Genomic DNA, 18,111 nt, shown 5'->3' with positions numbered 1-18,111 from the left:
CGGGGGCTGAGGTCGCGGTCACGGGTTCAGGTCGCGGTAGGGGTTGGCGGGCAGGCCGGTGAACGAGGTGCGCCGCCGCCACAGCTCGCCGCCGGTCCGACCGTCCCAGGCGGTGGTGACGTACAGGATGTCGAGGTCGGGGCCGCCGAAGGCGCAGCTCGTCACGTTGGTGGCGGGCACCTCCACCGTCAGGTCGGGCTGCCCGTCCGGCCGCAGCCGGACCACCTTCCCGCCGCCCCACAGCGCCACCCACACATGCCCCGACGCGTCTACCGTGAGGCCGTCGGGGCTCGGGAGCACGGCGAACAACCGGCGATCCGCGACCTGACCGGTCGCCGGGTCGTAGTCGAAGACGTCGACCCGGTCCGTGAGCGTGTCCACGTAGTAGAGCAGCCGCTCGTCGGGGCTCCACCCGATGCCGTTGGAGATCGTGACGCCGTCGAGGATCCGCTCGACACGGCGGTCGGGGTCGAGGCGGTAGAGCGAGCCCGCGCCAGGAGTGTCGTCCTGCGCCATGGTCCCGGCGAAGAACCGGCCCGCGCGATCGCACGCGCCGTCGTTCATCCGGTTTCCGGGTGGTTCGGCCGCCGTCACGGGCGCGACGACGGTCAGCTCCCCGTCGATCAGCTCTCCATCGTGTACGGCGAAACCGTCCCTGACGGCGAGCGCCAGCCCGCCGGACGCACGCGGAACCGCCACGCCCACCGGCTGCCCCACGTCGATCGACTCGTGCGAGCCGTCGGCGGGGTCGAGCCGGTGCACCAGGCCCGCGGGGATGTCCACCCAGAGCAGCGTCCCCGTCCGCTCGTCCCAGCACGGCCCCTCACCCAGCCGCGCGTGCGGAACGGGTACGACCTCCATCGCCACTCCCTTGTTCCGTATGTCAGAACGTCATTCCAGTCAGAGTGCCAGGAGATCACCCGGAAGATCGCACTGTCAACCGATCAGCCCTGCCGCCGCGACCGCCCACCGCAGATCGTGGCCGCTGGTCAGCCCTGCTCCGCGACCGCCCGCCGCAGGGTGTGGCCCACCTCTTCCATCCGGGCCGGTGACATCCTGTCCTTGATCGCGGTCACGCTCACCGCGGCGACGGGAGCCGTCCGCCCCAGGAAGACCGGGGCGGACACGCAGCGCACGCCGGGTTCGTTCTCCTCCATGTCGAGCGCGTAGCCGCGCTGCCGGACCTGGTCCAGGTGCGTGGCCAGCTTGGCCGGGTTCGTGATCGTGTTGCGGGTCCTGGTCGCGAGCGGGCCGTAGCGGTCGGCCCATGCCTTGATCGCCTCGTCGGTCGGGTAGGTCCACGCCAGCAGCGCCTTGCCCACGCCCGTGCAGTGGGCCGCGTTGCGCCCGCCGACCACGGAGGTCATCGTGATGGACCGCACCGCCTCGACCTTGTCCAGGTAGACGACCTCGCCGCCGTCCAGCATGGCCATGTGCACGGTCTCGGCGAACTCCTCGCTCAGCCGCAGCAGCAACGGGCGCACCAGCGTGCGCAGGTCCATGGTTTCGTAGAATCTGAAGGCCGTGGCGAGCATCTCGGTGCCGAGGAAGTAGGGCCCGCTGGGTTCGGGCTGCGCGGCGAAACCGCGATGCTTGAGCGCGCCGAGCAGCCGGTGGAGCGAGCTCTTGGGCAGGCCGAGCCGGGTGGCCAGCTCGTCGAGTGTCACCCCCCGGCTGTGCTTGCCGATCTCCTGCAGGATCAGCAGGGCGCGGTCGACGCTGCCCACCGGCGACTGGGCCTCGGCCATGGATTCTCCTAGCGTATTCCGAATAATGGAATGCTATCGCGTATTGCGGAAACTTGGCTAGTCGCCACCCTCAACTCTTTACGGCATAAGCTATTGTGTGGATGATTGGTTTACAGCGTATGGAGTTAGAAGGAGATCCTTGATGACCGAGGCCAAACTGCACGACGGAAGCACGATCCACCTGGAGGTGCACGGCCGGGGCCCGACAGTGCTGCTGCCGGTCAACCCGGTGCCGATCGACGGCACCAAGGCCGACGACATGCGTAAATGGGGCGTCGACCCGGCGCTCGGCCGCAACCTCATCGACGGGCTGTCGGACGCGTTCAGGGTCGTCGCCTTCGACTACGAGGGCCACGTCCTGGCCACCCCCAAGCCGGACACGCTGACCCCGGCCAACATCGCCGCCGACCTGCTCGCCGTCGCCGACGCAGTGGACGCCGACCGGTTCGCCTACTACGGCTACTCGTGGCTCGCGCTCAGTGGGTTGCAGCTGGCGATCAGGACCGACCGGCTGTCGGCGCTCGTCATGGGCGGCTACCCGCCGCTCGACGGACCGTACGCGGAGATGCTCAGCGTGACCATGGCCACCTACGAGATGTCCGGCCAGGACCCCGCCCCGAAGAAGGAGGAGGAGCCCAAGGCCGAGAACGAGTACGACTGGGACTCCGCCGAGGTCACCATGACGGAGGCCCAGACCAGGCAGTTCGTCACGCTCTACGAGGGTCTGCAGGACTTCGACGACCGGGCGGCGCAGGCGAGCCTGAGCTGCCCGCGCCTGTGCTTCGCGGGCTCGGCCGACAAGATCGAGTACGGCGAGCGGTGGGGCGGCGTGGACGTGGACATCGCCGGGCCGATGGTCAACCGGCGCGCCGAGCTCGAAGCGCTCGGCTGGGAGGTGCGCGTGCTCGACGGCCTCGACCACATACGGGCGATGCAGGTGGCCAATGTCCTGCCGATCCTGCGGCCCTGGCTGGAGAGCCGGATCAGGTGAGCTCGGCGATGGGGACGCGGCGGAAGGCGATGGTCGAGTAGGCGCTGGTGTCACCCGTCTCGTACAGCAGCCCGACCGTGTCCGCGTCCACCCTGACCAGGTCCGAGTACGCCGCGGGCAGGCCCGACACCGTGTGCACGGGCCGCCACGTGACGCCGCCGTCCGCGCTGGCCCGTACCGTCATCACCGCCCTGGCGTCGGGCGTCCCGGGGGCGGAGAACAGCAGGACGTCCGGCGCGTCGCACTGCAGCACGCTGCCCTCCACGACCGGGCAGACCAGATCGGCCTGCGGGCGGAACGGCGCTTCGAGCGTCTGCCCGCCGTCGGCCGAGTAGGCGTCGGCCCGGTTGCCGGGAGCGGTGGAGTCGGTGCGGGAGTTGACGTAGAGGCGGCCGTCCGGCAGCTCGGTGGCCGTGGACTCGTTGATGTTGAGGTAACCGTCGTTGTTGCCGTCGACGTACCCGATGCGCCACGAGGTGCCGCCGTCGTCGCTCAGCAGGCAGTGGCCGCCGTTGTACTTGCCCTCCGTGCCGTTGTCGCGACCGGTCGGGGGCACCGAGTGGTTGGCGGGGACCACGAGGCGGCCCGCGTGCGGCCCCTGCCGCAGCTCGACCGCGTGGCCGGGGCCGGTGGCGTACCAGCGCCACTCGGGCCGCTTCGCGCTCGCGGTGATCTCGCGGGGCGCCGACCAGGTGACGCCGTCGTCGTCGCTCGCCTGCATGTACACGCGGCGGCCATCGGCGGCGGCGACCTGCCCGCGCCTGATCTTGTCCTCGGTGGCGGCGGGGCCGTTGCGCACGTACACCAGGACGATCCGGCCGTCGCGGGTCACGATGGGGGCCGGGTTACCCGCGGTGCCCTTGCGCGGTTCTGAGGCGACCACGCGCGGTCCGTCCCACGTGGCACCGCCGTCGGTCGACCTCTTGAGCACGATGTCGATGTGGCCCGAGTCGCCGGCCGAGCCGTGCCGCCCCTCGGCGAAGGCCAGGATCGTGCCGGCCCCGGTCACCACCGCCGCCGGGATGCGGAAGGTGTGGTAACCGTCGGTGCCCGCCCGGTAGGGCACCGATGTGGGGTAGCCGTGCGCCATCGGGTTCCTCCTCGTCCGCCTGCGGATGCGACTTTATGGCGCGTACGCACGGTCGCCGGGTCCGCTCACCTGCCCGCCCGCAGGCGATCACCCGCTGCTGCACCAGCGTTAACTCCCTCTTCACCTGACCCGCGCCGATTGTCCGCTGCCAGCCAATTGCCAGGAACGCTGGGTAACCTCCAAGCGCATGACCTGGCAGCACAAGATCAACAAGGCGCTCGGCAAATATGCCGGCGTCCAGTTCTCGCGGGTCAGCAAGGCGGCTCCGGAGAGCCCGGCAAGACCACCTGCCGACCCCGCCGACAGGCTGTTGAGCGAGCCGGTGTTCATCCTGTCGCCCGTCAGATCGGGCTCCACCCTGCTGCGCGCGATGCTCGACGCCCACTCCCTGGTCCACGCCCCGCACGAGCTGCATGTGCGCCGGCTCGGGGTCGAGTTCGGGACGTCACTGGCGGAACGGTCGATGGCGGCGCTCGGCCACAACCGGGCCGACCTGGAACACCTGCTCTGGGACCGGGTGCTCCACCGCGAACTGATCCGCAGCGGCAAGCGGCACATCGTGGACAAGACCCCGGCCAACGCCTTCGCCCACGAGCGCATCGCCACCTGCTGGCCCGACGCGCGCTTCGTCTTCCTGCTGCGCCACCCGGCCTCCATCGCCGCCTCCTGGTACGAGGCCGCCCCGGACAAGCGCGACCGCGAAGCGGCGGCGGCCGACGCGCTGCGCTACATGAAGGCGGTCCAGCGGGCCAGAAAGGCGCACACCGGCCTGACCGTGCGCTATGAGGACCTGACCGCCGATCCCGAGCGCGAGACGAGAGCCGTCTGCGAGTTCCTGGGCGTCCCCTGGGAGCCGGAGATGCTCGCGTACGGCCGGCCTGACGTCCTCACCAAGGGGCTCGGCGACTGGCGAGACAAGATCCGCTCCGGCAGCGTGCAGCCGGGCCGCGAACTTCCCACACCTGAGGAGGTGCCCGAGACGCTCCGGGCCATGTGCCGGAGCTGGGGATACTCATGAAGATCCGATATCTGCTGCTGCATGCCTATGGGCAGGGCGGGACGATCCGTACCGTCATCAACCAGGCCAACGCGATGGTCGCGCTCGGCCACGAGGTGGAGATCGCCAGTGCCGTACGACGGCGCGACAAGCCCCAGTTCCCCATCGATCCCCGCGTGACGCTGGTTCCGCTGGCCGACCAGCGCGCCGGTGTGCCGGTCGACTCGCTGGGCCGCAAGCTGTGGCGCAGGATGCGCGGCAAGATCGTGCCTTTCGGGGAGTTCGCCGCCGACTACTTCACCGAGCGGGTGGAGAGGGCGGTCATCGACTATGTCTCGCGCCTCGAAGGCGGAATCCTGGTCACGACCCGGCCCGCGCTCAACCTGATCGCCGCCCGCCGTACTCCCAAGAGCGTCATCTGCGTCGCCCAGGACCACATGAACGTGGGCGCCTACCCCGAGACGATCACCCGGGACATCGCCCGCTACTACGGCCGCTTCGACGCGGTCGTCGTGCTGACCACGAAGAACCAGATCGAATACCGCATCCTCCTGCCTGACACGCCCATCGTGCGCATCCCCAACGCGCTGTACGGGTCGGGGCCGGTCTCCAAGCAGGTGAACCCGGTCGTGGTGGCGGCCGGGCGGCTGGTCAAGCAGAAGGGCTTCGACCTGCTGATCCCGGCGTTCCAGCAGGCGGCGCGGCGGCATCCGGACTGGCGGCTGCGCGTGTACGGCGGCGGCCCCAGGCAGGCCGAGCTCACCGCGCTCATCGCCGAGCTCGGCCTGCAGGACCGGGTGCAGTTGATGGGCCGTACGGACCGCCTGGAGGAGAAGCTGGCCGGGGCATCGATCTATGCGCTCTCGTCCCGCTTCGAGGGTCTGCCGATGGTGATGATCGAGGCGATGGGGCAGGGGCTGCCGATCGCCGCGTTCGACTGCCCGACCGGGCCCGCCGACGTGCTCACTTCGGGCAAGGAGGGGCTGCTGGTGCCGGCTGGGGACGTCGCCGGGCTGGCCGACGCGCTCGACCAGCTGATGTCGGACAAGGCGCTGCGGATGCGGATGGGGGCGGCGGCCAGGCGGACGGCCGCCAACTACCACGCCGACTCGGTGATGCCGCTGTGGGAGGACCTGTTCGCGGAGCTGCTGAGCCGCGAGCCCATCCTCGACAGCTATTGGACCCGCTAGCGGCCCTGGCGGGCGCGCCATTCGGAGATGACGCGTTCGACGTCGTACGGCATCAGGTTGAGCGGCGGACCCTGCAGCCCGGTCCTGATCGCCTCGCGGATGCGCGCGTTGATCTCCTCGATGATGCGCCGCGCCTCGGTCTCCGATCTGGCGCCCACGGCCTCGGCGCGCGCCTCCTCCGCGTCCTTGCGCAGGGCGAGTGTCGGCGGCAGCGGCATCGACAGGCCCTCGCTGCGCACCTTCTGCTTGATCCACCACATCTCGTCGTACGGCTTGTCGAGGTCGGGAAGCGGCTTGCCGGCGCCTGGCAGGTTGTCGAACTCGCCGCGCTCCGTCGCCTCACGGATCTGCCGGTCGATCCATGACTCGAAGCTCATCCCACCCGGTTTGCGCTCTGTCATCCTCGACCCCTCTCCTCACCCGAGATTATGCCGAGGCGCGATCGGGGCCCGCCAGCCGAGCATGGCTTCGGTCATCCGTACGGCCGCGACCGTAGTGGGCACGTCGTGCACGCGGAGGATCCGGGCGCCCTTCAGGACGGCGGTCACGTTCGCGGCGATCGTGCCTTCCGTCCGCTCGCGCTGCGGGCGATCGAGGGTCTCGCCGATGAAGTCCTTGTTCGACAGGGCGACCAGGGTCGGGTAGCCGATCGAGGTGATCTCGTCGAGCCTGCGCATGAGCTCCAGCGAGTGGAAGGTGTTCTTGTTCAGGTCGTGGCCGGGGTCGATGATGATCCGCTCGGAGGGGATGCCGGAGTCGAGCATGAACCGGACCCGCTCGCGCAGGAAGTCCGCGACCTCTGTCACGACGTCGCCGTACACCGGCCGGACGACCGCCTTCCCCGGGCCGGCGAGGCTGTGGGTCACGATCACGGTCGCGCCGCTCTCCGCCGCGACCGCGGCCATGCCGGGCTCGCGCAGGCCGTTGGTGTCGTTGATGACGTCGGCGCCAGCCGCCAGAGCCGCCTTCGCCACGTCGGCGCGGTGGGTGTCGACCGAGATGACGGCGTCCGTCACGTTGCGGATCTCGGCGATGACGGGGACCACCCGGTCGACCTCCTCACCGACGCTGATGCCGTCCTGATCGGCGCTGAAGGCGAACCCGCCGACGTCCACCCAGTCGGCGCCGGCCGCGACGGCGGCCCGCGCCGCCTCGACGGCCCTGTGGAGCTCGAACGTCCGGCCCTTGTCGTGGAAGGAGTTGGGCGTCCTGTTGACGATCGCCATGATGGCCACCTGGCGCGCGAAGTCGAACTCGCGGCGGCCGATGCGCCGGACGGGGAAGAGGATGTCGCTCACGTTGATGCACTCTCCAGGAGATTCGCCCAGCGATCGATGGACCCGTCGAACTGCCGGGCCACGAGCGCCGCGTCCATCACCATCTCCCCAGTATCGAGCCTCGGCTGTCACACGCCGACCTGGGTCCGGCTCACGGGGTGGCGGGCGCTTTCAGAATCTTCGAAATGCTCGACAAAGGCCCCCTGATCACACCAAACTCTCCTGGCAGGGGGCGCGCGACGAGGGGCGTCACCGCCGCTCCCATCAGGTTGGCCGAGGCCCACTCTCCCAAACGGCGGTGGCCCCCGTGGACAGCGCGGTGGCCCCCATCGCCTTGGTCACCAGCGCGTCCACCAGCCAGGCGAAGCTGTCGTCCAGCGAGACGCACAGCGCGAACACCCCGGCCGACTCCAGCGCGCAGAACCCCTGGACCGCGCTGCGGATGCCGCGGGCGGCGTGCGCCAGGGCGGCTCCGGTCAGCGAGCCGACGGCCAGGACGTCGACGGTGACGGCCGCCGCCTCGTCCGCGGCACTGCGTACTTCCTCGTCGTCGAAGCCGTCCACCGCGAAGTGCGTGGCCGCGTACAGGGCAGGATGCTCGCGCGCGTATGCTCGCTGGGCGTGGGCCAGCGCTCTTAAGGCGTCGGCTCCCGAGCGGCCGGTGGCGGCGCGGCGGCAGTGGTCGGCGAGGTCGCGATGTCCCTTGACGGACAGGGCGATGCGAAGGTCACGCAGCCCGCCGGGCAGGTGGACGTACAGGCTGGGCGCGGCCACACCCAGATGGCGGGCCAGCGCGCTGATGGACAGGGCGTCGATGCCGTGCTCATCGGCATAGGCGATCGCCCCATCTATCGTCGTCTGCCGCGTTAGTCTCTTACGCATCGTCCGCCCCGCAACCCTAACGGCTATAGGATTAATCCTAATACCAATAGGGGGGACTGACGTGATCACCAGGAGTATCGCGCGTCTTGCCGGAGCGGGAGCGGCTGCGGGTGTGCTGGTGGCCGCTATCGCCCTGCCTGCCGTGGGCGGCGCGGGGGCGCTGTTCAAGACCGCTTCCGCCGAGCTGAATCTCAAGGCGACAGATCTCCCCGAGGAGCCGCCGGCCGAGATGACCGCGATCCTCGACGCCAAGGGCAACCAGATCGCGCAGTTCTACGAGCAGTACCGCAAGGTCATCCCGTTGGCCGACATGGGCGACCTCATGAAGAAAGCGATCATCTCGATCGAGGACTACCGGTTCTACGAGCACGGCCCGATCGACATCGAGGGCACGGTCCGCGCGCTGGCGAAGAACCTGGGGACGGGCCGGGTGGCGCAGGGCGGCTCCAGCATCACCCAGCAGTACGTCAAGCAGGTGCTGCTCAACAACGCCACCACCGAAGAGGACAAGAACAAGGCGCTGGAGGCCACCTACGCGCGCAAGCTCAACGAGCTGCGTTATGCGATGGCCGTCGAGGAGAAGTACACCAAGGACCAGATCCTCGAGAAATATCTGAACATCGCCTACTTCGGCGCGAGTGCCTACGGGGTGGAGGCCGCGGCCCTGCGGTTCTTCGGCGTACACGCCTCCGAGCTCAGCCTGGCGCAGGCGGCCACTCTGGCGGGCGCGGTGCAGGACCCCAACGCGACCGACCCCAATCTCGGCAGGAAGTTCCGGGAGCGCCTGGTGACCCGCCGCGACACCGTACTCAACCGGATGGCCGAACTCGGCAAGATCACCCCGGCGGAGGCCGCGGCGGCCAAGGCCAAGAAGCTCGGCTACAAGGGCACCCCGCTGCCCGGCGGCTGCGAGTCCAGCAAATACCCATACTTCTGCGTGTACGTACGCAACGAGATCACCAAGAGCAAACTCTTCGGCAAGACGCCGAAGATCCGCGCCGCGCTGCTCAGCCGGGGCGGCCTGAAGGTCAAGACCACGCTCGACCCCAAGATGCAGGCGGCGGCCGACAAGGCCATCAAGAAGCACGTCTTCGTCACCGACAACCCGATCGCCAGCGAGGCCCTGATCCAGCCGGGCACCGGGGCGATCAAGGCGATGGCGGTCAGCAGGCCATACGGCACGTCCAAGCGGAAGCACCAACTGTCGCTCAACGTGGCGGCCGACGCGGCCCACGGCGGCGGCACCGGCTTCCAGCCCGGCTCGACCTTCAAGACGTTCACGCTGATCACCGCCCTCAAGGAGGGCATGAAGATCAACGACGGCTTCACCGTGGGCAGCACCTATACAGCCCCTTACTTCTCCTCCTTCAAGAACTGCAAGGGCGAGAACATCGGTGACCCGACACACGCCGTCAGCAACGACGAGGGCGGTGGCGGCTTCAAGTCGCTGCAGACCGGCACCTGGGGCTCGGTCAACACCTTCTTCCTGACGCTGGAGCAGCGCGTCGGCCTCTGCGACACCGTCAAGACCGCCCAGTCGCTCGGCATCAAGCGGGCCGACGGCGGCAGGCTGCAGGAGTACGAGACCTTCACGCTCGGCATCAACGAGATGGACCCGATCACGGTCGCCAACGCCTACGCCGCCATCGCGGCGCGCGGCAAGTACTGCACGCCAATGGCCATCACCCAGATCACCGACCGCGACGGCAAGGTCACCAAGTACAACCCCAACTGCCACCAGGCGGCCGGCCTCGACCCCGAGGTCGCGGACGCTGCGGCGAACGTCCTGAGCGGGGTGTTCACCAAGGGCACGATGTCAAAGGTCGGCGGCATCGGCCGGGACGCCGCGGGCAAGACCGGCACCACCGACAACCAGGCCACCGCCTGGTTCGCCGGGTTCACACCCGACCTGGCCGGCGCGGTGAGCATCGGCGACATCCGGGGCTCCCAGAAATACAAGCTCAACAACATCACCATCGGTGGCCAGTACTTCCCGGAAGTGTTCGGCGCGAGCGTGCCTGGGCCGATCTGGAAGGACACCATGCTGGCGGCGCTGAAGGACATCGAGCCCACCTCGTTCACGCCGATCAACTCCGCCCGCTTCGGCGGCTGCGGCCAGGGCTGTGCTCCCGTACGGACGCCGACCGACGACGAGAAGAACGACACGGGCCCCAACGACGACGAGCCCATCATCGACAACACCCTCCCCCACTAGCCGGTCCAGCGTCCCGCGTTCCGAGACCGACCAGCCGGTCCAGCGTTCCGAGACCCGCGAGCACGGCGTGCTCGCGGGTCTCGTGCTGACAACACTGTCAAATCGCCCTGTTAACAGCGGCGAAACATTGGTAACGTGGGAGCGCTCCCAGGATCTTTTTCCGCGAGGTGCTCCCATGTCTGAGCAGCCCACACTGGCACAGGTAGCGGCCGAAGCGGGGGTCTCGCCCGCGACCGCCTCCAGGGTCCTCACCGGCTCCGTACGGGTCAGCACCTCGACCCGCCGGCAGGTCTACGACGCGGTGTCCCGCATGGGATACGTACGTCATCGCGCGCCCAGGGGAACGGGGGCCAAAGGACCGGCCGCCGGGGTGACGGCGGTGGTCTGTGACCACCTGCCCCGATTATTCTCCGAGCCCTACTACGCCAGGCTGCTGTCGGCCGCGGGTGCCGTACTGGCCGAGCACGGCACGCAGCTCATGGTGACGACGGTGACCCCGACCGCCTCAGTGCTTCCCGAGTTAGGCGGCGCGGTGCTCCTCATCGGCGCCCGCGAACGCCATCCCCTGGCCATCAAGCTCTGCACATCGGGCGTGCCCGTGCGGAACGTCGGCCGCCCCCCGCACGACCTCAAACTCCCGTACGTGGACGTGGACAACCACGACGGCGGCCGGCAGGCCGCCGAGCACCTGCTGCTGTCGGGCCGCCGGACGATCGCCGCCATCGGCGGCCCGCCGTCCCTGCCAGGGGCGCGAGACCGGCTCGACGGTCTGGTGCGTACGCTGCGCACCGCCGGAGCGACGGAGGTGCCCGTCGCCTACGGCGACTTCACGGCCGCCTCCGGCACGCACGCCATGCAGTGGCTGCTGCGGCACGCCCCCGGGCTCGACGCGGTCTTCGCCGCCTCCGACCTGATGGCCGCCGGCGCGGTCCAGGCCCTGCGCCGCGCCGGTCGCCGGGTCCCCGCGGACGTCGCGGTGATCGGCTTCGATGACGCACCCGTCGCCCGGCGTACCGTCCCGGCGCTGACCACGATCCGGCAGCCGGTCGAGGAGCTCGCGATGGTCGCCACCCGATTACTGCTCGCCGGTACGACCGGCATCGACCCAGTCCTCCCCACGGAACTGGTCATCCGTGAGTCGGCTTGACCCGGGTGACGTCCTGGCCCGCAGATACCTGCTGCTGGATCCCCTCGCCCGCGGCGGCATGTCGATGATCTGGCGGGCCTTCGACCAGTCACTGCACCGGCTGGTCGCGGTCAAGGTGCTGACCGCCTCGCTCCAGGCCGGGCTCGGCGAGCGCGTCCGCGTACGCAGCGAGGCCCGCGCCGCCGCCCGGTTCCTCCACCCGGACGTGATCGACATCTACGACTATGGCGAAACCGTGACGGAGGACGGCGAGGTGGCGGCCTACGTGGTGATGCCGCTGCTCGACGGCTCCACCCTTGGCGAGCGCATCGCCGAGGGGCCGCTGCCCTGGACCGAGGCCGCGGCCATCGCCCTGCGGCTGGCGCGGGCGCTGCGCGACGGGCACGCCCGCGGCGTGGTCCATCGGGACGTCACCGCCGACAACGTGCTGCTCACCGCGTCCGGCCCGAAGCTGCTCGACTTCGGGATCGCGGCCGCCTCCGGTGATCCCGACGACGACCGGGGCACCCCTCCCTACGTCGCACCCGAACGGCTGGCCGGCGCCCCCACCCATCCGGCGGTCGACGTGTACGCGCTCGGGGTGCTCCTGTTCGCCATGCTCACCGGCCGTACGCCCTATCCGGAGACCACCTGGGAGCAGATCGAGGCCGCCCACCGCACCTCGCCGCCGCCCCGGGTGACCGGCGTGCCGCACGGCATCGCCTCACTGTGCCGGAACTGCCTCGCGCACGACCCCGCGCGGCGCCCCACGGCGGCGGAGATCGCGGACTCGCTGGCCGCCACACTCAGGGGGGCCGCTCTCGGCCGGCGGGTACGGCATGGCCTGGCCGTCGCCGGGACGGGTGTGATGATGCTGTCCTCGGCGCTGTGGCTCAACCGCCCGGTCGACCACCTCCCCATCTCGCCCTCGCCCCCCGCCGGCACCACGGCCACGCCCCGAGCGTCCAGCGAGACCCCTGGCGCCACCACCCCGCCGCGCGCGTCCGACACCATCCCCGGCACGCGAGCGCCCGGCGATACGGCCGTACCGCGCGCATCCGGCGATGGCGCCGTCACGGCCGGGCCGTCCGCGAGCCCTGCCGCGTTGCCGTCGGCCACCGCGGACCCGGCTCGCACCACAGGACCGGCTGTCACCGAGGGGCCGTCCACCCACACCGTCCAGCGGTCGCCCGGCCAGGAGCGTACGGCCCGGCAGGCGGTGGCCGGGTTCCACGGAACGCTGTCAGGCGCCGCGGCGTGCGGGGCCATCGATCACGACGTCACGCTGGACCTCCAGCAGGTCCTGCAGGGCGTGCTCGACACCCCCGGCCCCATCGAGCCCGGCATGGCGAAGCTGAGGCGCAAGCTGGCCGACCGCGAACGCGAAGGCCGCCTCACACCGTCCTGCCGCACGCAGCTCCAGGCCCGTCTCGACGAGATCGCCACCGCGCTGGGCCCCCAATAGGGGTACAACCGGACGCACTCGAGCAGATCGTGTGCACGGCCGCCGCCACGACGCCGGAAAGCCCTGCCCAGGTCACAGTCGTCGGTGCTGAGCAGGGCTACGATGAACGCGAACGCTTGAGGAGGAGCGGCATGGCGGAACCCACGGACGCGCTCCCCCAACAGGTGCTGAGCCCACTGACCAGAGCGGCGATCTTCATCGTGGCGACGATCGATCCGGGTGGCGGACCGGCGGTCCGAGACCTCCTCTCCGACCTGGACGCGCTGCAGCGGGCCATCGGCTTCCGGGCGCCGGACAGCACACTCAGCTGCGTCGCCGCCATCGGCTCGCACGCCTGGGACCGGCTGTTCGCCGGGCCTCGCCCCGCCGAGCTCCACCCCTTCCGCGAACTTGCCGGAAGCCGGCATCGTGCCGTGTCCACACCCGGTGACCTGCTGTTCCACATCCGGGCGCAGCGCCTCGACCTGTGCTTCGCGCTGGCATCGGAGATCATGGACCGGCTCTACGGCGCGGTGACCGTCCGCGACGAGGTGCACGGGTTCAAGTACTTCGACGTACGTGACCTGCTCGGCTTCGTCGACGGAACGGAGAACCCCATCGGTGCCGATGCGCACAAAGCGGTCCTGATCGGCGACGAGGATCCCGCGTTCGCCGGCGGGAGCTACGTCATCGTGCAGAAGTACCTGCACGACCTGCGAGCGTGGAACGCGCTGACGGTCGAGGCGCAGGAGAAAGTGATAGGCCGCAGGAAGCTGACCGACATCGAACTGGACGACGACAGCAAACCGGCCGACTCGCATGTCGCCCTGACCACGATCGTCGACGCCGACGGTACCGAGCGGCAGATCCTGCGCGACAACATGCCCTTCGGCGCCGTGGGGCGTGGCGAGTTCGGCACGTACTTCATCGGCTACGCCCGCACCCCCACGGTCACCGAGCGGATGCTCGAAAGGATGTTCCTCGGCGCCCCGCCGGCCGGCCACGACCGGATCCTCGACTTCTCGACGGCCGTGACCGGCACGCTCTTCTTCGTCCCGAGCGCCGACTTCCTCCAGGACCTGCCTGATCCGCCGAACAGCGAACCCTGACCGACGCGGGCCCCTTCCCCGCGCCTGACATCCCTTAAGGATCTTTCCCTTAATGATCCTCCAGGGATCGGATGAGCGTGGCCAGGAGGTCAGCGGCTGGGGTCAGCACGGCCTCGTCCAGGTCGAAGGTCGGCGAGTGATGCGGTCCGTATGTTCCGGCACCCATGAGCAGGTATCCGGCAAGCCCGTCACGTTCCTGGACGTGCCGCATGAACAGCGTCGCGTCGTCGCTCGCGCGCAAGGGACGCGGCGGCAGAAGACGCAGACCGCAGTTCGGGGCGAGGGTTTCGACCCTGGCGAGGATCGCGCCGTCGGTGGTCGCGCTGGTCGCCCAGCCGGTTCTGGTGATGTCCACGGTGACACCGTGCATGGCGGCCGCGCCGTGGAGGACGGCGCGGGCACGCCGCTCCAGGTCGTCGTGTTCGGCGGCGGCGTCTGCCCGGACCTCGGCGTCGAGGACGGCATGGGCGTTGACGATGTTCGCCGCACCGGGTGCGTGCAGCGCCCCGACGTTGACGCGGGTCGTCGCCGTCGCGTAGCGGGGCAGAGCGTGCAGGCCCAGAACGGCGGACGCCGCCGCCACCAACGCACTGCGGCCCTGTTCGGGCGCTCCGCTGGCGTGGGCGGCGACCCCGGTGAACTCCGCGCGCAGCTTCGAGGTCCCGTACAGCTCGGTCGCCGCCGCGACGCACCCGTCCGGGGTGCCGAAACCGAGGTGGACGGCCAGCAGGACGTCGACGTCGTCGACCAGCCCGGCGGCCACCATGGGAGCGGCGCCGCGGACACCCTCCTCGGCGGGCTGGAACAGCAGCCGTACGATGCCGGCGAACCGCCTGTCGGACAGCAGGGCCGCGGCCCGCAACGCGATGGCCACGTGCCCGTCGTGTCCGCAGGCGTGCATGGCACCGTCGATGGTCGAGTCGAAACCCTGGGCCGCCGGGTCGTGGCCGCGGTGGCGGCTCTCCTGGATCGGCAGGGCGTCCATGTCCACCCGCAGGGCGATCAGCGGACCCGGGCGGGCGCCCCGCAACTCCGCGACGAAGGCGGTGTTTCCGTCACTGAAGCGCTGCACCGATGACTCCGGCACACCCTGCGTGGTGGCCCGCTGGGCGGCGGCGTCGAGCTCGTCGCGGCTCGGCAGACCAGGGTGATCGTGTACGTCGACGAGGTCGCCGCCGCCGCGTAGCCGCCAGCCCAGATCGGAGAGGATGTTCCAGGCCAGGTCCGCGGTCTCGATCTCGAGGAAGCCGATCTCGGGCCGCCGGTGCAGATGACGCCGGACGGCGATCGCGTCCAGCGGATCCGGCCTGGCCTCGGCTCGCGGGCGCGTGTTCACCGCGTTCCCCCGGCGATGGCGTGGACGACGGCGGTCGTGAACTGCTCGGTGCTCGCCGTGCCGCCGAGATCGGGTGTGGCGGTCCCCGCACGGAGGACGTGCTCGAAGGCGGACACGAGCCTGGCCGCGGCCGCGGCTTCGCCGAGATGGTCCAGCATCATGGCCGCCGCCCAGAGAGTGCCGACCGGATTGGCGATGCCCATGCCGGCGATGTCGGGTGCCGATCCGTGCACTGGCTCGAACATCGACGGGTACGTCTTGGTGGGGTCGAGGTTGGCGCTGGGCGCGACCCCGATCGACCCGGCCAGGGCACCGGCGAGGTCGGACAGGATGTCGCCGAACAGATTGGAGGCGACGATGACGTCGACGGACTCCGGCCGCAGCACGAGGCGGGCGGCCAAGGCGTCGATGAGGACCTTCTCCAGCTCCACCCCGCTGCCGTCGGCCACCTCGGCCACCACCTCGTCCCAGAACGGCATCGTGTGAATGATGCCGTTCGACTTCGTCGCCGAGATCAGCCGGCCCGAGCGTCGCCGGGCCAGGTCGGCGGCGAAACGTGCGACCCGCTCGATGCCGGTCCGGGTGAACACCGCCTCCTGGACAGCGAACTCGCCGGGCCGGCCGCGGTTGACCCGGCCGCCGACCTCGCTGTACTCGCCTTCGACGTTCTCGCGTACGACGACCAGGTCGATCGGGACATTCGACCGCAACGGCGTGCGGATTCCGGGCAGGGATCGGACCGGCCGCAGATTGACGTACTGCACGAACTCCCGGCGGATGGGGATGAGCAGACCCCACAGGGTGATGTCATCGGGGATGTCCGGCGCTCCGACGGCGCCCAGCAGGATGGCGTCGGCGGAGGCCAGTTGTTCGAGGCCGTCGACGGGCATCATGCGCCCGTGCGCCCGGTGGTGGTCGCAGCCCCACGCGCGGTCGCGCCACTCGATGGTGAACCCGAAGGTTCCGGCCAGGTGGTCGACGCAGCGGACGGCGGCGGGAACGACCTCGGTGCCTATGCCGTCCCCCGGGACTACGTCGACGACATAGCGCCGTGTCGTCCCGGGGCCTGCGTGTTCGGGGGTGGTCGTGGTCACGACAGCTTCGTGTCCTTCGTCAGCAGGGTTCGCTCCATCGGGTCGGTCGGCAGGCCCTTGACAGCGGCCGCCACACCCATGGTCAGGCTCTCGTGGACGAGCGGGATGAACGCCACGTCGCCGGCCAGCTGGGTGGCGATCTGACCGTAGAGGGCGTGGCGCTTGGTCGTGTCGCCCGTGCTCCCGGCCTCCTTGACCAGCCCGTCGACCTTCGGGCTGCAGTATCCGGCGAGGTTGAAACTGCCCTTGCAGGTCTCGTCCGAGCGCAGCATGCTGATGGGCTCGGGCATGTCGATGAGGTGGTTGCGGGACAGCAGGGTCGCCTGGAACTTGCCGCTCATGAGGTCGTCCTCGACCGAGGCGTAGTCGCCGGTGCGGATCTTCACGGTGATGCCGGCCTCGGCCAGTTGCGCCTGGATCACCTGGGCGAGGTCGGCGAACTCGGGCCGGTCGGAGTAGGCGATGAGCTCGAAGCCGAGGGAGCCGGGGTCGATTCCGGCGGCGGCCATGGCGGCCTTGGCCGCCGCGGCGTCTCCCTGCACCGGCTTCAGTTCGGCCGGTGTCCAGGGCTCGTCGGGGGTGAACGGTCCGGCCGCCGGGGTGGCGGTGCCCTCGTAGACCCCCTTGACGATGGCGTCGAGTCCGATGGCCTTCTGGATCGCGCGGCGGGCCTCGACCTTGTCGAAGGGGGCTTTGCGGGTGTTGAGGTAGAGGCCGGTGGTGCGGGGCAGTGAAGTCTGCTGAAGGGTGATCTTGTTGTCGCCCTTCAGGGTCGTGAGGGTGGTGACGGGGAGGTTGGCGGCCACCGAGACCTCACCGGTACGCAGCTGTGTGGCGCGGGTGGGGCCGCTCTCGGCGTAGCGGATTTCGGCGCTGCCGAGGGCGACGTCCCCGCCCCAGTAGTCGGCGTTGGCGGTCAGCGCCAGCGACTGCCCCGTTCCGGTGCTGGTGATCTTGAACGGCCCGGTGCAGGTGCCGACCGGGTTGGTGGTGGTGCCGGAGAACGCCTCGGGGGCGAGGATCCCGGTGTTGGGCACGCTGACCCGTAGCGGCAGGAAGTGGTCCTCTTCCGGTGTGTCGATCCGTACGGTCCGGTCGTCGACGGCGGTGACCGCGGAGATGACGCTGGGAGAGAAGCTGCGCGGCGGTGCCGTGGCCTTCAGCAGCCGGTTGAGATCGTCGGCGACGACCTTGGCGGTGAGCGCGGTGCCGTTCTGGAACTTGGTCTCACGGATGGTGAACGTCCAGGACGTGGGCGCCGCCTGCTTCCATTCCGTCGCCAGAGCGGGCTGGGCCTGGTTGTCCTTGTCCACGACCACCAAGGTCTCCAGGCAGCCGGCGCGGGTGAGAGTGAAGGCGTCGTCGGTCTCCAGGGCGTACCCGGAGTCGGGCGCCCACAGGTCGGCGATCACCAGCTTGGAGGTGCCGCTCGTGGTGGCGTCGGGGCTTCCTGAGTCGAACGAGCAGCCGGCGAGCAGGACGAGGCCTGTCGACAATCCGGCGAGGGTATTGAAGGTGCGGGCCATGCTGGTGTTCCTCCGGAACGTCGTTGGGGGAGAGCAAGGGGAAATGGGCACCACGACATGACCCGGTGAGGGCTGTTCGTCCCGGT

The 18,111-nt window shown here is 70.0% G+C and carries 16 protein-coding genes; 7 read left to right on the top strand and 9 right to left on the bottom strand.

Annotated elements, in window-relative coordinates:
• Positions 1 to 18: 18 nt before the first annotated feature.
• Positions 19 to 861, bottom strand: a complete 843-nt coding sequence (locus AB0C30_RS03105; RefSeq protein ID WP_357938980.1) for an SMP-30/gluconolactonase/LRE family protein — start codon at positions 859 to 861, stop codon at positions 19 to 21.
• 128 nt (positions 862 to 989) lie between these two features.
• Positions 990 to 1,748 (bottom strand): IclR family transcriptional regulator, encoded by a 759-nt coding sequence (locus AB0C30_RS03100; protein WP_357938978.1) that lies wholly within the window; start codon positions 1,746 to 1,748, stop codon positions 990 to 992.
• Positions 1,749 to 1,890: 142 nt separating this feature from the next.
• Here AB0C30_RS03100 and AB0C30_RS03095 point away from each other — a divergent pair, with 142 nt between their 5' ends.
• Positions 1,891 to 2,739, top strand: a complete 849-nt coding sequence (locus AB0C30_RS03095) for an alpha/beta hydrolase (protein ID WP_357938976.1) — start codon at positions 1,891 to 1,893, stop codon at positions 2,737 to 2,739.
• Here AB0C30_RS03095 and AB0C30_RS03090 read toward each other — a convergent pair.
• Entirely contained in the window at positions 2,732 to 3,829 is a 1,098-nt protein-coding gene (locus AB0C30_RS03090) for a sialidase family protein (RefSeq protein ID WP_357938974.1), read from the bottom strand. The two genes, AB0C30_RS03095 and AB0C30_RS03090, sit on opposite strands and share 8 nt — an antisense overlap.
• A 187-nt stretch (positions 3,830 to 4,016) precedes the next feature.
• Here AB0C30_RS03090 and AB0C30_RS03085 point away from each other — a divergent pair, with 187 nt between their 5' ends.
• On the top strand, positions 4,017 to 4,847 hold the full coding sequence (locus AB0C30_RS03085; protein WP_357938971.1) for a sulfotransferase: 831 nt from the start codon (positions 4,017 to 4,019) through the stop codon (positions 4,845 to 4,847).
• Positions 4,844 to 6,016 (top strand): glycosyltransferase family 4 protein, encoded by a 1,173-nt coding sequence (locus AB0C30_RS03080; protein WP_357938969.1) that lies wholly within the window; start codon positions 4,844 to 4,846, stop codon positions 6,014 to 6,016. The genes AB0C30_RS03085 and AB0C30_RS03080 overlap by 4 nt, the downstream gene beginning before the upstream one ends.
• Here AB0C30_RS03080 and AB0C30_RS03075 read toward each other — a convergent pair.
• From AB0C30_RS03075 to AB0C30_RS03065, 3 genes are all read right to left on the bottom strand, one after another.
• Positions 6,013 to 6,417, bottom strand: coding sequence for a DUF1992 domain-containing protein (locus AB0C30_RS03075; RefSeq protein WP_357938967.1), 405 nt, complete (start codon positions 6,415 to 6,417; stop codon positions 6,013 to 6,015). The two genes, AB0C30_RS03080 and AB0C30_RS03075, sit on opposite strands and share 4 nt — an antisense overlap.
• Before the next feature lie 15 nt (positions 6,418 to 6,432).
• A complete protein-coding gene (folP, locus tag AB0C30_RS03070; protein WP_357938965.1) occupies positions 6,433 to 7,314 on the bottom strand; it encodes a dihydropteroate synthase in 882 nt (293 codons plus the stop codon).
• A 243-nt stretch (positions 7,315 to 7,557) separates the two neighbouring features.
• Positions 7,558 to 8,175, bottom strand: a complete 618-nt coding sequence (locus AB0C30_RS03065; RefSeq protein WP_357938963.1) for a TetR/AcrR family transcriptional regulator — start codon at positions 8,173 to 8,175, stop codon at positions 7,558 to 7,560.
• 61 nt (positions 8,176 to 8,236) lie between these two features.
• On the opposite strand from AB0C30_RS03065, the gene AB0C30_RS03060 reads away from it, so the two are divergent.
• The 4 genes from AB0C30_RS03060 (at position 8,237) to AB0C30_RS03045 (ending at position 14,069) form a co-directional block, all read left to right on the top strand.
• A complete protein-coding gene (locus tag AB0C30_RS03060) occupies positions 8,237 to 10,390 on the top strand; it encodes a transglycosylase domain-containing protein (RefSeq protein WP_357938961.1) in 2,154 nt (717 codons plus the stop codon).
• 175 nt (positions 10,391 to 10,565) lie between these two features.
• Positions 10,566 to 11,537, top strand: a complete 972-nt coding sequence (locus AB0C30_RS03055; protein ID WP_357938959.1) for a LacI family DNA-binding transcriptional regulator — start codon at positions 10,566 to 10,568, stop codon at positions 11,535 to 11,537.
• The gene (locus AB0C30_RS03050) at positions 11,524 to 12,981 is read left to right on the top strand and encodes a protein kinase (RefSeq protein ID WP_357938957.1); all 1,458 of its coding nucleotides are present in this window, start codon (positions 11,524 to 11,526) and stop codon (positions 12,979 to 12,981) included. The genes AB0C30_RS03055 and AB0C30_RS03050 overlap by 14 nt, the downstream gene beginning before the upstream one ends.
• Positions 12,982 to 13,112: 131 nt before the next feature.
• Positions 13,113 to 14,069, top strand: a complete 957-nt coding sequence (locus AB0C30_RS03045; protein ID WP_357938955.1) for a Dyp-type peroxidase — start codon at positions 13,113 to 13,115, stop codon at positions 14,067 to 14,069.
• A gap of 49 nt (positions 14,070 to 14,118) precedes the next feature.
• On the opposite strand, the gene AB0C30_RS03040 is transcribed toward AB0C30_RS03045, so the two are convergent.
• The 3 genes from AB0C30_RS03040 to AB0C30_RS03030 are packed head-to-tail and all read right to left on the bottom strand — an operon-like array spanning position 14,119 to position 18,025.
• On the bottom strand, positions 14,119 to 15,405 hold the full coding sequence (locus AB0C30_RS03040) for an amidohydrolase (RefSeq protein WP_357938953.1): 1,287 nt from the start codon (positions 15,403 to 15,405) through the stop codon (positions 14,119 to 14,121).
• On the bottom strand, positions 15,402 to 16,499 hold the full coding sequence (locus AB0C30_RS03035; protein WP_357938951.1) for a tartrate dehydrogenase: 1,098 nt from the start codon (positions 16,497 to 16,499) through the stop codon (positions 15,402 to 15,404). Before AB0C30_RS03035 ends, AB0C30_RS03040 begins: the two co-directional genes overlap by 4 nt.
• Complete coding sequence (locus AB0C30_RS03030) at positions 16,496 to 18,025, bottom strand: ABC transporter substrate-binding protein (RefSeq protein ID WP_357938949.1); 1,530 nt, start codon at positions 18,023 to 18,025, stop codon at positions 16,496 to 16,498. Before AB0C30_RS03030 ends, AB0C30_RS03035 begins: the two co-directional genes overlap by 4 nt.
• Between the last annotated feature and the right edge of the window lie 86 nt (positions 18,026 to 18,111).

Origin of the sequence: Nonomuraea sp. NPDC048901 (assembly GCF_040649695.1) — a bacterium.
In the GTDB taxonomy this organism is placed as follows: domain Bacteria; phylum Actinomycetota; class Actinomycetes; order Streptosporangiales; family Streptosporangiaceae; genus Nonomuraea.
Note: the sequence above shows the minus strand (reverse complement) of the source record. Positions and strands in the feature narration are given on the sequence as shown.

Excerpts from the sequence above, each read along its gene's own strand:
- AB0C30_RS03075 (WP_357938967.1), bottom strand. The coding sequence starts at position 6,417 with ATGACAGAGCGCAAACCGGGTGGGATGAGCTTCGAGTCATGGATCGAC.
- AB0C30_RS03065 (WP_357938963.1), bottom strand. The coding sequence starts at position 8,175 with ATGCGTAAGAGACTAACGCGGCAGACGACGATAGATGGGGCGATCGCC.
- AB0C30_RS03095 (WP_357938976.1), top strand. The coding sequence starts at position 1,891 with ATGACCGAGGCCAAACTGCACGACGGAAGCACGATCCACCTGGAGGTG.
- AB0C30_RS03055 (WP_357938959.1), top strand. The coding sequence starts at position 10,566 with ATGTCTGAGCAGCCCACACTGGCACAGGTAGCGGCCGAAGCGGGGGTC.
- AB0C30_RS03080 (WP_357938969.1), top strand. The coding sequence starts at position 4,844 with ATGAAGATCCGATATCTGCTGCTGCATGCCTATGGGCAGGGCGGGACG.
- AB0C30_RS03085 (WP_357938971.1), top strand. The coding sequence starts at position 4,017 with ATGACCTGGCAGCACAAGATCAACAAGGCGCTCGGCAAATATGCCGGC.
- AB0C30_RS03090 (WP_357938974.1), bottom strand. The coding sequence starts at position 3,829 with ATGGCGCACGGCTACCCCACATCGGTGCCCTACCGGGCGGGCACCGAC.
- AB0C30_RS03045 (WP_357938955.1), top strand. The coding sequence starts at position 13,113 with ATGGCGGAACCCACGGACGCGCTCCCCCAACAGGTGCTGAGCCCACTG.
- AB0C30_RS03100 (WP_357938978.1), bottom strand. The coding sequence starts at position 1,748 with ATGGCCGAGGCCCAGTCGCCGGTGGGCAGCGTCGACCGCGCCCTGCTG.
- AB0C30_RS03030 (WP_357938949.1), bottom strand. The coding sequence starts at position 18,025 with ATGGCCCGCACCTTCAATACCCTCGCCGGATTGTCGACAGGCCTCGTC.
- AB0C30_RS03105 (WP_357938980.1), bottom strand. The coding sequence starts at position 861 with ATGGAGGTCGTACCCGTTCCGCACGCGCGGCTGGGTGAGGGGCCGTGC.